This is a genomic window from Rhizobium sp. BK251, from assembly GCF_004345245.1.
Lineage (GTDB): Bacteria > Pseudomonadota > Alphaproteobacteria > Rhizobiales > Rhizobiaceae > Rhizobium.
The window spans coordinates 1-14,109 of record NZ_SLUQ01000023.1 but is presented as its reverse complement, the minus strand read 5'-3'; the positions used below and the strand labels follow the sequence as shown (position 1 = coordinate 14,109).

11 protein-coding genes and 2 pseudogenes are annotated in these 14,109 nt (G+C 62.2%); 7 read left to right on the top strand and 6 right to left on the bottom strand.

Features of this window, described 5'->3' with window-relative positions; all coding sequences use genetic code 11:
- Positions 1-713: 713 nt before the first annotated feature.
- The 5 genes from EV286_RS31680 to EV286_RS31660 all read left to right on the top strand — a co-directional run bounded on the left by EV286_RS31680 (position 714) and on the right by EV286_RS31660 (position 3,788).
- On the top strand, positions 714-1,166 hold the full coding sequence (locus tag EV286_RS31680) for a MarR family transcriptional regulator (RefSeq protein WP_132961200.1): 453 nt from the start codon (positions 714-716) through the stop codon (positions 1,164-1,166).
- Positions 1,167-1,208: 42 nt separating this feature from the next.
- Positions 1,209-1,610, top strand: coding sequence for a DUF1398 family protein (locus EV286_RS31675; protein ID WP_132961199.1), 402 nt, complete (start codon positions 1,209-1,211; stop codon positions 1,608-1,610).
- Positions 1,611-1,623: 13 nt separating this feature from the next.
- Positions 1,624-2,061, top strand: coding sequence for a hypothetical protein (locus EV286_RS31670; RefSeq protein ID WP_132961198.1), 438 nt, complete (start codon positions 1,624-1,626; stop codon positions 2,059-2,061).
- 14 nt (positions 2,062-2,075) lie between these two features.
- Positions 2,076-2,633: a DUF6790 family protein gene (locus tag EV286_RS31665; RefSeq protein WP_348633600.1), complete on the top strand. Its 558-nt coding sequence runs from the start codon at positions 2,076-2,078 to the stop codon at positions 2,631-2,633.
- Between the two features lie 264 nt (positions 2,634-2,897).
- A complete protein-coding gene (locus tag EV286_RS31660; protein ID WP_132961197.1) occupies positions 2,898-3,788 on the top strand; it encodes a LysR family transcriptional regulator in 891 nt (296 codons plus the stop codon).
- A gap of 62 nt (positions 3,789-3,850) precedes the next feature.
- On the opposite strand, the gene EV286_RS31655 is transcribed toward EV286_RS31660, so the two are convergent.
- From EV286_RS31655 to EV286_RS31635, 5 genes are all read right to left on the bottom strand, one after another.
- Complete coding sequence (locus EV286_RS31655; protein ID WP_132961196.1) at positions 3,851-4,603, bottom strand: alpha/beta hydrolase; 753 nt, start codon at positions 4,601-4,603, stop codon at positions 3,851-3,853.
- A 108-nt stretch (positions 4,604-4,711) separates the two neighbouring features.
- Positions 4,712-5,224, bottom strand: coding sequence for a hypothetical protein (locus EV286_RS31650; protein ID WP_132961195.1), 513 nt, complete (start codon positions 5,222-5,224; stop codon positions 4,712-4,714).
- Positions 5,225-5,668: 444 nt separating this feature from the next.
- On the bottom strand, positions 5,669-7,000 hold the full coding sequence (locus EV286_RS31645; protein WP_132961194.1) for an adenylate/guanylate cyclase domain-containing protein: 1,332 nt from the start codon (positions 6,998-7,000) through the stop codon (positions 5,669-5,671).
- A 537-nt stretch (positions 7,001-7,537) separates the two neighbouring features.
- Positions 7,538-9,241 (bottom strand): type IV secretory system conjugative DNA transfer family protein, encoded by a 1,704-nt coding sequence (locus EV286_RS31640; RefSeq protein WP_132961193.1) that lies wholly within the window; start codon positions 9,239-9,241, stop codon positions 7,538-7,540.
- Entirely contained in the window at positions 9,238-9,555 is a 318-nt protein-coding gene (locus tag EV286_RS31635; RefSeq protein WP_132961192.1) for a mobilization protein, read from the bottom strand. Before EV286_RS31635 ends, EV286_RS31640 begins: the two co-directional genes overlap by 4 nt.
- A gap of 319 nt (positions 9,556-9,874) precedes the next feature.
- Here EV286_RS31635 and traA point away from each other — a divergent pair, with 319 nt between their 5' ends.
- Positions 9,875-13,156, top strand: a complete 3,282-nt coding sequence (traA, locus tag EV286_RS31630) for a Ti-type conjugative transfer relaxase TraA (protein ID WP_132961191.1) — start codon at positions 9,875-9,877, stop codon at positions 13,154-13,156.
- 177 nt (positions 13,157-13,333) lie between these two features.
- Here traA and EV286_RS32710 read toward each other — a convergent pair.
- Positions 13,334-13,531, bottom strand: a pseudogene (locus EV286_RS32710) (AraC family transcriptional regulator); the annotation flags it as partial.
- A 76-nt stretch (positions 13,532-13,607) separates the two neighbouring features.
- Here EV286_RS32710 and EV286_RS31620 point away from each other — a divergent pair.
- Positions 13,608-14,109: pseudogene (locus EV286_RS31620) on the top strand (IS21 family transposase); the annotation flags it as partial.

Genomic DNA, 14,109 nt, shown 5'->3' with positions numbered 1-14,109 from the left:
TTTTCCTTGTGAGCGGCAACCGCAGCATCGGCTTCTGCCTTCGTAAGCGGGGCAGCGCTGACCATCGAGGCAAGGGCGGTGGTGACAGCGCCGGCAAGGACGACAGAAGAAATCGCAGTTTTAGCAGACATAGGTTTCTCCGTGTTAGACAGACGCTCTTGTTGAGCGCACCACGGGTTCGCAATTTCCGAGCCTTTTGTTACGCGACCCGCGATCACTTGTTTGTGATCACTAAGTGGCCTCGAGGACGGGACTCATCCAACTCTAGGCGATTACCGCTTAAACGAGAGGGCGTTGCGATGCGCCGCCAGTTTATTGAGTCGAGAGAAGAGGTGTTCGATGGCGTTCCTGCACCCGTATTTTTGCCAGTCCAGTGGATAGGGGCGTCTTTCGTGCGGGCGATGTGTGAATCGGCACCGAAAGCCGACCCCTTCGCGGAGTCAGCGTAAGCCTTGGATATGCATACAGAAAATGGATACTGGGTGGGTCATGATTGGCGCCGATAGTGACCCCGCCCTTGCCATCAATTTCCCTGCAAACTCAAGTGCTTTGATGGCAGACTATTAAAAGATCAGCGGTTGATGCTGATGCACAGCGGGACCGAAGGCGCCGCGAAATGTCCCAAGCGATCGCTCTCGTTTTATCTGTCTCCAAAATTGTTGTTGACTAGGAAACATCTCCAAGATAGTTTCCTAGTCAACAACGGATACCTCATGACCTCGATCTCGGAACTGACCGATCACACCGGGTACTGGATGCGAATGGTGTCAAACGCCGTGTCGCAGGAGTTCGCGCGCAAGGTCGCGGGCGAAGATGTCACCGTTGCGGAGTGGTCGTTCATGCGGGGGCTCTACGACTTGGAGCCGACGCCTCCTTCAGTTCTTGCCGAGAGGATGGGCATGACGAAGGGGGCTATCAGCAAACTGGCGGAAAGACTGGTAGCCAAAGGATTGGTTGAGCGGGCGGAAAGCCAGCAGGACAAGCGCGCTCATAGCCTATCCCTGACGACGGAGGGGCGGACCAAAATCCCGGTCCTCGCATCGCTTGCCGACGAGAACGACGCCGAATTCTTCGGCGTGTTGACAAGAGAAGAGCACGAAACGCTCGACCATATCCTGAAGATTCTCGCCGAACGGCGCGGCCTAAAAGCAACCCCGGTGGACTGAACCCGCCGGCCACACTCAACATTGAGATGAAAGGAAGCCGCCATGGACGCGGAACGGTTTTCTATTGCCGAAACTTGCCTGCACGCAGCTCACGATGGAAGCCTGAGCTTTCCGGAGATTGTCGGCAAGCTGATTGCTGCCGGCTTCGAGGGCTATACCGTCGACTATCGCCGCAACAGCCAGACCTACTATCTGCCGGACGGCGACAGCGTGACAATGGATATGCAGTCCCCAGCTGGCAACGTCGCCGCTGCCTTCGATGCCGCCGAGATCGAGCGTCTGGTGCGATGGGCGCAGGCGAACCCCGCCGACTACAGCTACGTCGCTTTCTGTGAGAAGGCGAAAGCCGCCGGTTGCGCGGGATACCTCGTCTCTTTCCCGGGCCGCCGCGTCGTCTATTTCGGCCGTACGGCCGAGACCCATGTCGAGCACTTTCCACAGTGACGGAGCACCAGTCATGACGCTTTCCGGATTTTTGATCGACGGGGTCACTCCTGCCATCTGCCTCGGGCTCGGCACCGTATTGATGCGGGCGAGTCTCGGCGCCGGCGCGTCCATTCCCCTTTACTTGGCGGTCGTAGGCAGCGTCGTGGCATTGATCGGCTGGGCGGCCTTCATCTGGACAGGCGGCCCAATTCCTGCTGTCCGTCCCGTGCTGCTCGCCGCGGCGATGGGGACGACCTGGACACTGGCAATTGCTTGTATGGCTTATGGGATGGGAGTGTTGAAACTGCCGGTTTCAATCATCGCGCCGTTGTCCAACAGCAATGCTCTGATCGCTGTCCTTGTTGGCGGCGTGGCTTTTTCTGAATGGCGCAGCCTTGATCTCTCGCTCGTCGCCCTTGGTACCCTGTTGATCTGCACCGGGGCGACGGTGATTTCGCTCTCGCGTTGAAGGATATTCCCATAATGCTGGCTGATCTGATCAAAGCGACCATCACCTTCGTAATGTCGAACTATTCGCTGAGCTTCTTCGTGATCGGGCTGGTTGTTTCGCTGGCCGCGATTGCGCGATCGGGAACTTTCATCGATCGGCCGCTTGTCGTCGAGAAGCTGCTCGCCTGGTATGTGTTCTTCAGCATCGCGATCGACAACTTCTACAATTTCGTCATGCATGTCTTCTTCGGGAAGATGTCCGCCGCCTTTATCGGCTGGGCCGACAGTCCCTTCCAGTTCGAGGTCGGCACCGCGAGCCTGGGCTTCGCCGCCGTCGGATTGCTCGCCGCTTTCAGGAGCTATGATCTGCGCCTTGCAGCCGTGCTTGGCCCAAGCATCTTCACGCTGGGGGCTGCCGTCGGCCATCTCTATCAGATGGTGACCGCGCATGATTTCGCGCCGGGCAATGCCGGCATCATCTTCTGGACCGATATCTTCATCCCCGTGTTCGGATTTGCGCTGTTGTGGCTGCAGCATCGTAGCGTCGGTCGGGACTCGGCCGCGCCACCAGTTTCGACCAGACAGGCATAGACGCTGCGGTGAATTATTCGGAAATGAGTGGCAGGAAAAGATCGACGACATTGCGCACCGCATCAAGTCGCGGGTTGATGGTCTAGGCGAACCCGGCTCGGCAAGACCGCGCCGACATTCTCGTCGGTGCGGCCGCGATTGGCTGCTCGGTTGCGGCCTCATACGCGAGTTCCGGCATCCTCGCCTTTTTTTGTTTTGACCAAGGGCAATTAACGCCTATGAATTATGGACTGAATTGTCCATAATTCATAGGCGAAGCCATCGATGAACCTCAGACAGCTTGCTTATTTTCGAGCCGTGGTCGAACACGGCTCGCTGGCAGCGGCAGCGGACGTGCTGCGGGTCGCACAGCCCAATCTCAGCGTGGCGATCAGGCAGCTTGAGGAGGAATGGAATATAGCGTTGTTTGAACGCGCTGGCCGCGGCCTTTCGGTCACCGAGACCGGCAGAATGCTCTACGAACGCGCCGCCGAGCTGTTGAGCGGTGCGTCGGCACTGGATCAGGAAATGCGCGCCATCGGGCGCGGGTTTACCGCACGGCTTAGCGTCGGCTTCACCCAGGTATCGATCGAGATCATCACCGCCATGGTCGCCCAGATCCGCGCAGAGGGGGCGGCCGTCAGCTTTTCGCTGCAGCAGGGAGAGCCGCAGCTTCTCGAAAGCATGGTCGAGTCGCGGCAGTTGGATTTCGCCGTCACGCACATGCCAGTCGTCAATGCTGGGCTGGGCATAGAGCCACTGGCGACCATGGGTATGGCTTTGCTCTGCCGCGAAGGCGACGACCGCTGGTCCGCTGAAGGTGAGATCAGGCCGGAAGCGCTGGCTGAAGTGCCGCTTATCCTGCTTCGCCGACGATCGGGCGGCGGCATTTATCAGCGGATTGTCGACGCATTCGCCAATGCCGGCGTTTCCTGCTCCGTGGTCGCAGATTGCACTGATATTTCGGCAATCTACACGCTTGTCGAACGCAATGTCGGGCTTGGACTGCTGCCGGTCCATGCTTTGCACGTACCACCAGCAGGGTTTTCAATGCATCCGGTTGCCCTGCTGCCGACGCCGGAGCGGCTGGCTCTGATTTATCCGCGCGGCCGCCGACAGCTTCCCGCCGTGCAACAGGCGATGGACTTGTGCCGGATGATGCTGCGGTCGCGGTAGTCAGGTCCGGTCTGCGCCGCACCAATGTGGGGCGGCACAGTCTCGGGGTTGATCGTGCGAAACTACTTCGCGTCTTTTGCTGCCTGTTCGATCAGCCCGGCGACGGCCTTGGGCTGGGAAATATAGATCGAATGGCTGCCCTTTACTTCGATCGTGGTGCTGCCGGCGCGCTTGGCCATGAAACGCTCCAGATCCGGATTGATCATGCGGTCTTCGGTCGCGACGGCATACCAGCTCGGCTTGTTGTGCCAAGCGGCATCGGTGATCGGTGTGCCGAACGCGCTGACGCTGATGGGTACCTGGGAAATGGCCATAAAGTTGGCTTCCTTGGCCGGAATGTCCGCCGCAAAATCGGAATGGAATGTTTTCGGATTGACGATCACATAACCTTCGCCGGCAGGGAAAGCGCTGTTGGCTGCCGGCGGCGTCTTCTTCAGGAGACCGCCGAGCGCTTCGCCGTTGTCGGGCTGAAAGGCGGCGATATAGACAAGCCCGCGCACCTGTGGCGCATTGCCGGCCTCGGTGATCACGGCTCCGCCATAGCTGTGCCCGACGAGGATCAGCGGAGCGTTGACGGTCTCGATGATACGCTTGGTGGCCGCGGCATCGTCGGCCAGCGAGGTTTCCGGTTCCTGCACGATCGAAACCGAATATCCATCGCGCTCCAGGATGTCGGTCACCTTGCGCCATCCCGAGCCATCGGCAAAGGCGCCATGGACGAGAACGATGTTCTTGATCGGCTGGGCGGAGGCGGCGCCGGATATACCGAGGGCGAGGGCGGCAGCGGCGACCGAAGCGGTGAGAAGGCGTTTCATCTTGATATCCTTTCGAGTTCTGGCCGAAAAATCGGTGTGTTGAGAGACAAAGTTTCCCCGGCCTTCCCGACGGAAAGCGGTGGAATGCCGATAAAGTGGGTGGTGCCGCTAGGCGGGTAGGGGGCGCCCGTGCGGCGGTTGTTCTCCCGCCAACGTCGGCGGGGGAAAGGCATTGAACAAAGCGAGACGAGTTTCGGCGGCGCGGTGTTCATTCTCCTCTATGCGATGCACGCGCCCGATGTCGCGGGCATCGCGGGACGCAACCCGAAGCTCGACCGGCTTTAAGAGGAAGCCGGAGAGTGGCCGGGGCGTTGCCAGGCTGGCATTGGCAATGACGTGGCACCGTAATTCCCACACCTCTTCTCCATTCTTCGGGAGCAGCGTGGCGTGGTGCGTGGAGAGCAGCGCGGTACAGCATTTCGAGGCGCTCCACACGGCCAGACGGATGAGATCGTCGGCGCTGACCACGATTTCACCGTCGTTGACGTTGGTGAGTTCAGGCCAGTTCTGTGCCGGCGCCGTGATGATCCAGACCGTGCCGTGATCGCCACCGAGACTGTGCCGAACCCACTCGGGAAGCGTCATCGAAGGGTGCGTTTGCTTGGCTGCGTTGCTTTCCATGGCGGTAGAATTGCATCACTGACGGGCGCAAACCATTATTGTTTCCATCATCATTCTGACGATGTTCATATGGAAAGACCGCGGGGCCTCCGATCTCTGGTCCCAACGGCGACAGCACGTATGCGGCACCCGGGATATGCCGGCCCTATACGGCCCGCGCGCCGAGGTGCTCGACGGACACTGGGCGCCACCGGCAATCAAACGCGTGGAGTGACCGGCGCGACGGGCGCCAAGGGCCGCAAGATGACCTGGCAGCTTCCGCTATGGGCCCGCACATCGGGCATAGCCCAACTTTCCCCATTGGCTACAAGCAGACATCGCGGGCGACATGCTGTTGGGTGTGCAAAGAACGATTGGCTCTGCTCACAGCATTCCGGCAAGTCCGGTGCCTGTCTGACCCATACACGTCCAGCCGAAAGGTTCGAATGGGCTCCCACGGGCAGTTCAATTTCGACGGAACTCCGCGCCGGCTCCTTCTTTCATTAGACCCAAGACTACATCGAGGGTCGCCGACCAAGACGCTTCGATCTCCGGGGTCAGGCCGACCCCCATGATGTCGCTAATCGTCTTCAGCATCGCGGCCTTGAACGTGCCGTAGTGATCCAGCTCGACACCGTACCCAACGTGCTTCCGACCCATTGTCTGAAGACCGATGGTCACATGCTTGCGCCTCTCGAGGCCTGACACTACGCTCCGCAGCATGTGGGAAAGCATCGCTCCCTGAGCACGCGTACCGTTGACGAAGAGTTGCTCCAGCTCGGGTCGGATGGCGAACAAATTCGCGTAGAACTGCGCGGCAAACGCAGAAGGATCATCGAGGAGTAAGCCGACCGAGCGCTGCGCCAGCGCGAAGGGGCTGCGGTCGGCGAAGCGATCGACGGCAAGCAGTTCGATGTCCTCCCGCTTTCCGCGCAACCGTGCCATCTTGGTCGCGATGACCGAGAGCGACCCATCGGCGAGTCTTTCAGCGACGGCGCGTGAGACGAGTATCGTGGCCCCCAGCTCCTTCGTCATCGACTCGATCCGGCTCGCAGTGTTCACGTCGTCGCCGATAATCGTGAGCCTGCGGAGCGTTGAATGGCCGACATAGCCGACGATGGCATTGCCGAAATGCAGTCCGATCCCGATCCTGATCCGGATGCCGAAAGCGCGCGCGAGTTCCTCGTTCAGCCCTTCCATCGCCTCCACCATCCCGAACGCAGCCCGCATCGCGCCGCTACAGATCCGGGCGGGATTTGCATCGTCAAGGCCGAAAAGGCCGCAGATTTGGTCCCCAGCGTAATGACTGATTACGCCTCCGTTGAGGAGGATCGGATCCCCGAGTGCCTCGAAGAAACGGTTGAGAATATGGACGACGTCGAATGCGCTATTCGAATCCGCAAGCGCGGTGAAGTCGCGCATGTCGCAGAACAGGATTGCCAACTGGCGCTCCGTACCGGCCTCTCGACCGACCGTTTCGGCCCGAAGCTGGCTCGCTGTCGCCTCGCTGAGCACGATCCGTTCCAGCGTGACGTCCCCGCTTGCGGATGTCTGACACGCCAGCCGGATCGTCGGGTCCCAGCCGCGGGCCTTCGCCAACTCTGCCTCGCGCCTCGTTGGTGCCGACAGGTGCGATGCGCCGTCCAGAACGCGGACCCGGCAAGTCGTGCAGCGACCGTTGCCGCCGCATTCATGCCAGTGCGTGATCTTATGGGCGATCGATACCTCGAGCAGAGTTGCGCCCAAACTGCCGTTCTCGACCGTCACGCCGGCGCATCTGTACCGAACTGACGGCATTCGAGGTTCCTCCTGATGGGATCCATCTTACGCGGGTGCAGAGGCAGGAAAGTGTAGCGCGTGAACAAGGGTGACGCCACCCAGGCGAGCTCGCTTCAAAAATCGCCAGGCAACGGCGGGCACTTGGCAAGGCCAGTGGCAATTATTTCCGCAATACGGGCGAAGCGGACATCGTCGATAATCACGCTGGAGGTCGTGGTTGCGCCATTTCGAGACATTGCGTGCGGGCCATCCAAGGGCGGCGAACGGTAGAAGCGGCCAATCGGGGACGCAGCATCAAGAGTTCTCAAATACTTCTCCCAATCCTTATCCGGGCAGGTACCGGCAACATGCCGGGCTCCATGTCAGCGCAACTGCGCCCGCGCCGCCGCGATCGAGGATTTGCAACTCCTCTGGGGCAGGCGGACGCGATGCCTGAACAGTATAGGCCCTCCTGTAGATACCTGCATAATCTGCAGCCGGATGTCGACGCTGATCATGACGATGACGGCGCTGACGACGACGAGGAGGCGGCGTAAGCCGCCGTCTCTTCCACCATCAGTCGGGAACTCTCGTGAACAATCCGGCAAATTCCGGATCGGCAAAATAGCGCAGCTTCGTGGCAGTGATCGGGCGCTGGCCGGCGAGGAACAACAGTTCGATATCGCCGGGAAGATTGCGCACCTCGTCGGGTGTCAGGAGCGGACGTCCGACATGCTGTCCGGCAAGAGTGAGGCCGGTCTTTTCGGAATCCAGCGCACGCGCGGCCGTCTGGAAGACGACGGTCTGCTGGCCAAGCAGGTTAGAGACGAGGCGGGCACTGTCGTGATCGTTGACGCCGAAGACCTGCAGGACGCCGGCATTCGACAGGAAGGTGCCGGCGCGCTGACCATAGGTGGCGCGCAGCTGATGGATGTCCTGGATGATCGGCCAGAGCTGCACGCCGTAACCGGCCATCAGGCCCATGGCGCGCTCGATCGGCGCCAGATGACCGAGGGATGCGAACTCGTCGAGCAGATAGAGAACCGGCGCGCGGGAGGGAGCCGATGATGGTCCTGATGCTGCCCCCGACGGACTGGTGGTGCGCGCCATCTCGGTCAGGCTCTGGGCGATCAGCAGCCGCAGCCATCTCGAATAGACCGCAAGCCTGTCCGGCGGCAGGACCAGGAACACCGTTGCCCTGGTTTGCTTCAGATCGGTGAAGCGGAAACCGGATCGTGCCAGCACCTTCGTCATGCGCGGACTGTCGAGGAAATGCGTGTGCCGCTGGGCGGCAGAGAGCACGCCGCTTGCCTCACGCTCCGATTTGCTCAGATGCCGGTTGGCGGCACGCGCCACCAGTCCATTCACCGCATCATTGGCCTGCATCTCCTCAAGGACAGTGCGGAAGCGATCCGGCGCCAGGGTCAGATAGTGCCTGAGCGTCGAGAGCGTGCGCCGCTCTGCCGGTTGGCTGGCAACGACGTGCAGAAGCAGCCCTGAGATCAGCGCCTTTGCCTCCTCGTTCCAGTGGGCGTCGCCCGAAAGCCCCGGCGCGTCGAATACCAGCGCATCGGCAAGGGTCGAGACATCTTCGGCAAGATCGATGCTGTCTGGATCGCAGCCGTCGAGCGGATTGAAGGCAGATGAGACGTGGCCCGTCACGGCAAACGGATCGAGGATATGGACCGGTCCGAAGTGTCGTCGCGCATCGCCTGTGACGATGGCGTTCTCGCCCTTCGGGTCGATGCAGATGATCGAGCGATCGGCGGTCAGGAGATTGGGAATGATCGTGCCGACACCCTTGCCGCTGCGCGTCGGCGCCATGGTCAGGAGATGGGCCGGTCCGTCATAGCGCAGCAGCCGCCCGGAGTTTTGCGCACGACCGATCAGCAGTCCGCTGGTTGACGTGGCGAGTGCCGCGACTTCCCGTTTGCCGGCAAAGCGGGCCGAGCCATGCGTGTCACCACTCGCCGATCCAAAGTGCAGGATCAGCGGCGCTGACAGCATCCTCAGCAGCAGGACGACGGCAAAGGCCGAGAACATCCAGTTGCCGAGATGCCAGATCAGATCGCCCTTGTCGATCTCCAGGCTGTCCCCGACATAGCGAAGCACAAGGGCCGCACTGATCACCATGATCGCGTAGCCGAGTGCGCCCATCGCAAGCCGCCTTGCCGTGCGAAACGGAAGGGTGAGAAGTCCGACGGCGGCCCATAGCGGATCACGCATGGCCATGCGCATCATGTTGGCAAGGGCAGCCCTGACCAGACGAAGCCAGTTCATCGATTGGCCTCGCGATGATCATCGGCACCATCGCTCGAGGCTCGGTCGTCGCCCTGCGGCGTCAGCAGGTCGTTGAACAGGCCTCGATCGCCGTCGCGCAGGAGGAACTTCGGCAGTTCCGTTCGCAGCCATGCAGCGAGCTCGCGTGCAAACGGCGCGCCGCCCTCATGCTCGAGGCGATGCAGCACCAACGCGCCGATCAGGATCTTGCGGCGCGTGTCGATGGCGCGCTCCTGTTTGCCAAGCCGGATCTGCAACGTCTTCTTCTGCGCCTCCAGCCGGGCCAGCCGCTCGCTGATGGTCCTTCGTGCCATGTCGTTCTTCTCCCCTGTCGGGCCCTTCGCGTGTCGGGCCTCTCCCTTGTCCTGTGATCGATCCGAACCGCCGTCGTAACGGTGACAGCCGGACCTTCGCCAATGCTGCCCGCAGCCACGCCACCCGACCACTCGCAGATCTGCGAGTGGCAAGAACAGCCTGTCCGGGCGAGGAAGGCAGACGACGATTGCGGCTTGCTCCCACCAGGGCCGGAGGCGCGCAGTCGACGAAGGCACAAGGGCGCACTTACGAGTTGCCGGGCAACTCGGTGCGCGGACCGGCAGGTCCGCTAACCAGGGGGAGGGGAAGGGGAGGGCGATGGCGATCTATCATCTCAGCATGAAGCCGGTCGCCCGCAGCAGCGGACGCAGTGCCGTGGCGTCAGCCGCCTATCGTGCCGCCGAGCGGCTGACCAACGCCCGCGATGGGCTGACCCACGACTTCTCCAACCGTCAGGGCGTCGAACATGCCGAGATCGTCCTGCCGGAAGGTGTTGATGCCGCATGGGCAAGGAGCCGCTCGGCACTGTGGAATGCCGCCGAGCGGGCGGAGAAGCGCAGTGACGCCCGTGTCGCCCGCGAGTTCGAGGTGGCGCTGCCGCATGAGCTCAGTGCAGACCAGCGCCTGGCGCTGACGCGCGCCTTCGCCCGGCATCTGGCCGATCGCTATGGCGCAGCCCTCGACATTGCCATCCACCGGCCGCATGTCGAAAGCGATGTCCGCAACCACCATGCCCATATGCTGATGACCACAAGGCAGGTGAGAGAGACCGGGCTTGGCGACAAGACGCTGATCGAACGGGAGAACCGCTGGCTGCTGGCCAACACCATGGCGACCGCGCAGATGCAGCTGCGTGAACTGAGACATGCCTTCGAAGAGATCGTCAACCGGCATCTGGCGATCGCCGGTCTCGATCTCCGCGTCGATCATCGCTCACATCAGGAGCGCGGCCTGGAGATCGAACCGGGCGAGCATGTCGGGGTACATGCGACACAGCTCGAACGCCACGGTGCGATGGTGTCGCGCACGCGCATCGACGCGATGGCGGCACGGCGCAATGCTGACCTGATCCGCAACAAGCCGGAGCAGATCCTCACCGTCGTCAGCGGCGAGAAGAGCGTCTTCGACCGCCATGACATTGCGCGTGCCCTGCATCGCAGCATCGACGAGCCGCAGGCCTTCCAGAATGCCTTTGCGGCCGTCATGGCATCGCCTGTGCTCGTCGAGCTGAAGCCGGAGACGGCAACGGAGCTTGCCCGCTATTCGACACGCGAGATGATCGCCATCGAACAGGCGATCGCAGGAGGCGCAGAGCGGATGAGCCGATCGTCCCGACACGCCGTGCAGCATCGACATGTCGAGCGGGCCTTGCGGCGACAGGACGATGCGATCCGGGCAGGGCTGGTGGCCGCGCTGACGGCAAGGGTCGAACACGGCGAGCTGCAGCCGGCCGAGCTGCACGCGGTGGAGCTGCAAGCGGTGGATCGGGACAACAGGATCGCACGCGCGGGCTTGAGCGCAGAGCAGCGCGTTGCCGTCGGCCACATCACCGGGCCGGCGCAGATATCAGCGGTGATCGGCTTTGCCGGGGCCGGCAAGTCGACGATGCTGGCGGCGGCGCGCCAGGCCTGGGAGGCGCAGGGTTATCGCGTTCATGGTGCAGCCCTTGCCGGCAAGGCGGCCGAGGGACTGGAGGAATCCTCCGGCATTCCATCCAGCACCCTGGCGTCCTGGGAACATCGCTGGCAGGCGGGCAGGGGCGAGCTCGGCAGCAATGATGTGCTTGTCATCGACGAGGCCGGCATGGTCGGCAGCCGGCAGCTGGCACGCTTCGTCAGCGAGGCCGAGGCGCGTGGTGCAAAACTGGTTCTGGTCGGCGATCACGAGCAGCTGCAGGCGATCGGTGCGGGTGCGCCGTTCCGGGCGATTGCCGAACGTATCGGCGCCGTCGCCCTCGCAGAAATCCGCCGGCAGACCGAGGGCTGGCAGCGCGAGGCTTCGATTGCCTTTGCCACGCATCGCACGGGCGAGGGACTGTCGCTCTATGCCGGGCATGGCGCGGTCCAGTTCCACGACAATCGCGATGAAGCCCGCGCGGCCCTGGTGCGCGACTATCTCGCCGATCTCCAGCAATCGTCCGGATCGCGGATTGCGCTCGCCCATCGTCGCGTCGATGTGCACGCGATCAATGCCGACATCCGTCTGGAGCTTCAGGCGCGCGGACGGCTGGCGCGGGGAGAGGAAGAACACACGTCTCTCGGTCGTGAACTCGTCTACCAGACGAATGACGGCAAGCGGTGCTTTGCGCCGGGCGATCGGATCGTCCTGCTGGAGAACAATCGCGAGCTCAGAGTGAAGAACGGCATGCTGGGAACGGTCGAGGCCGTCGAACTGGACGCACTCCAGATACGTCTCGACGGCCGCGGGCAGGCAACGCCGCAGACCAAGGCCCAGGCGAAGGCCCAAGTGCAGGCCCAAGCGAACGCTCAACTGCTCTCCATACCAGTCAAGAGTTACCAGGCCTTTGACCACGGCTATGCGACGACCATCCACAAGGCGCAAGGGACGACGGTCGACCGCGCCTTCGTCCTCGCATCCGCGACGATGGACCGGCACCTGACCTATGTGGCGATGACCCGTCATCGTGAAGGCGTGCAGCTCTATGCCGGCCGCGACGCGTTCAGGGACATCGAGACACTCAGTGCCGGCATGGGACGATCCGGCGCCAAGGAGACGACGCTCGACTATGTCGGTGCCTTTGCGGCGCGGCGCGGACTGGCCGAGGCGTTCGGGATCAGAAGTGAGATCGGGCTCGATCCGACGCGCGATGTCGTCGCGCACGGCGAACAGGTCGAGCCGCTGGTGCCGGCGCTATCAAGCTATTCGCGGAGCGTCGAGGCGGTCGCTCGTGAGAGGGCCAGACCGGAGTTCGAACGAGCGATGGAGGCGGTGCGTTCGGTTGGCCGTCATGTCTATGCCGATGCGGATGCTGTTGCCGCCAGGCTCAGTAACGCGATCGTCGACAAGGGGATCGAGACCCAGCTGTTGGCGGCATCGGTTGCCGGGCGTCCGGAGCAGTTCGGGGCGCTGCGCGGCACCTCCGGTCTCCTTGGTGACAACAGGGAGAGGAAAGCGGCACGCCACCATGCCAGGGCGCTCGGCCATCATGTGGCCGCAGCTGGCCTCGTCTGGGAGCGCCGGTTCGAGGCGGCGCGTCAGTCCGAAGCCTGGATGCGCGAAAAGCGCGATGTCGTGGCGGTTCCGGGGCTCACCCCTCACAGCGAGGCGATGCTGAGGCAGCTCGATCAGCTGCCGCGGGCGGAGCAGCCGAAATTCCTGGAGCAGCTGTCCGCCACGCCGGAGGGCATTCAGGCGCTCGAGGAGGCGAAGACCATCGCCCAGGCGCTTGAGCGGCGGTTTGGTAGTGCTGACCCGCGCGTGTTCAAGCAAGAGCTCGACCGGATGGGAGCCACGGACGCAGCGAAGGTCGCGCGCATCAAAGACATCGCACGCATCGTCGATCGGGCGCAGCGGGCCGAGCTGTCGCGTCAGTATGAATTGAAGCGGAGCCTCAACAGGGGACTGGGATTGGGGATGTGAGAGAGGGCGTTCAGCGGAGAGGGCCAATGACGCCACGCAGCACCGAAGAGATCAACAATCGCGTCGGCGCAACGCACCGCGTAGCGTTCGGATTTCCATTTGGGCGCAGGCGACGATCCGGTGAGGATCGTGCCCTCCTTGGGCGATATTCTCGACCGGACAGTCGGTACGGTCTGTTCAGCGACCTTGCAGAAGCGAGATGTCGCGGATTGGCGGATTGCCGAACAACCGCCGGTATTCGCGGCTGAACTGCGTCACGCTTTCATAGCCCACCCGAAACGCCGTGGTGCTGGCATCCAGGCGCTCGGTCAACATGAGACGGCGCGCTTCATGCAGCCTGATCTGCTTTTGATATTGCAGTGGACTCATTCGGGTGTGTCGGGCGAAATGAAAAACTGACCCCCTAACGAAGCGAAGAACAGACCCCTCGTGTAAAAACGAGGAGGAATGGATGACGAGCGCGATCTTATCGCATCCTGCATTGTCGCGAACGATGCAGGGCGGGGATATGCTTCAGGCTGACGAGGTGGTGGCAATGCTGCGGCTGCACGAGCTTGGTTGGGGTAGCAAACGTCTATCGAAGGAATTTGGATGCGCGCGGAATACCGTTCGCCGATATCTTCGAGAGGGCGGAGCTGTACCGTTTAGACAGCCTGCTCGTCGCAGTGCGTTCGACGGGCTTGATGATTGGCTTCGCGAGCGTTTTTTCCGGCATGACGGTAATGCGGATGTGATTCGCCAAGAGTTGGCGAGCGAGCACGGAATTATCATCGGTCTGCGTTCTGTGGAGCTCCGCGTACGGCAGTGGCGGCGAGAGCTAAAGGCACAGAAGCGGGCGACGGTCCGCTTCGAGACGGTGCCGGGCCATCAGATGCAGATCGACTTCGGTGACACGAAGGTGTGGATCGGCGACGAGCGGATTCGGATTCACCTGTTCGTGGGGACGCTGGGTT

Bases quoted from the DNA above. Each gene is read 5' to 3' on its own strand.
- EV286_RS31645 (WP_132961194.1), bottom strand. From the start codon at position 7,000: ATGCCGTCAGTTCGGTACAGATGCGCCGGCGTGACGGTCGAGAACGGC.
- EV286_RS31670 (WP_132961198.1), top strand. From the start codon at position 1,624: ATGACGCTTTCCGGATTTTTGATCGACGGGGTCACTCCTGCCATCTGC.
- EV286_RS31675 (WP_132961199.1), top strand. From the start codon at position 1,209: ATGGACGCGGAACGGTTTTCTATTGCCGAAACTTGCCTGCACGCAGCT.
- EV286_RS31680 (WP_132961200.1), top strand. From the start codon at position 714: ATGACCTCGATCTCGGAACTGACCGATCACACCGGGTACTGGATGCGA.
- EV286_RS31635 (WP_132961192.1), bottom strand. From the start codon at position 9,555: ATGGCACGAAGGACCATCAGCGAGCGGCTGGCCCGGCTGGAGGCGCAG.
- EV286_RS31640 (WP_132961193.1), bottom strand. From the start codon at position 9,241: ATGAACTGGCTTCGTCTGGTCAGGGCTGCCCTTGCCAACATGATGCGC.
- traA (WP_132961191.1), top strand. From the start codon at position 9,875: ATGGCGATCTATCATCTCAGCATGAAGCCGGTCGCCCGCAGCAGCGGA.
- EV286_RS31650 (WP_132961195.1), bottom strand. From the start codon at position 5,224: ATGGAAAGCAACGCAGCCAAGCAAACGCACCCTTCGATGACGCTTCCC.
- EV286_RS31660 (WP_132961197.1), top strand. From the start codon at position 2,898: ATGAACCTCAGACAGCTTGCTTATTTTCGAGCCGTGGTCGAACACGGC.
- EV286_RS31665 (WP_348633600.1), top strand. From the start codon at position 2,076: ATGCTGGCTGATCTGATCAAAGCGACCATCACCTTCGTAATGTCGAAC.
- EV286_RS31655 (WP_132961196.1), bottom strand. From the start codon at position 4,603: ATGAAACGCCTTCTCACCGCTTCGGTCGCCGCTGCCGCCCTCGCCCTC.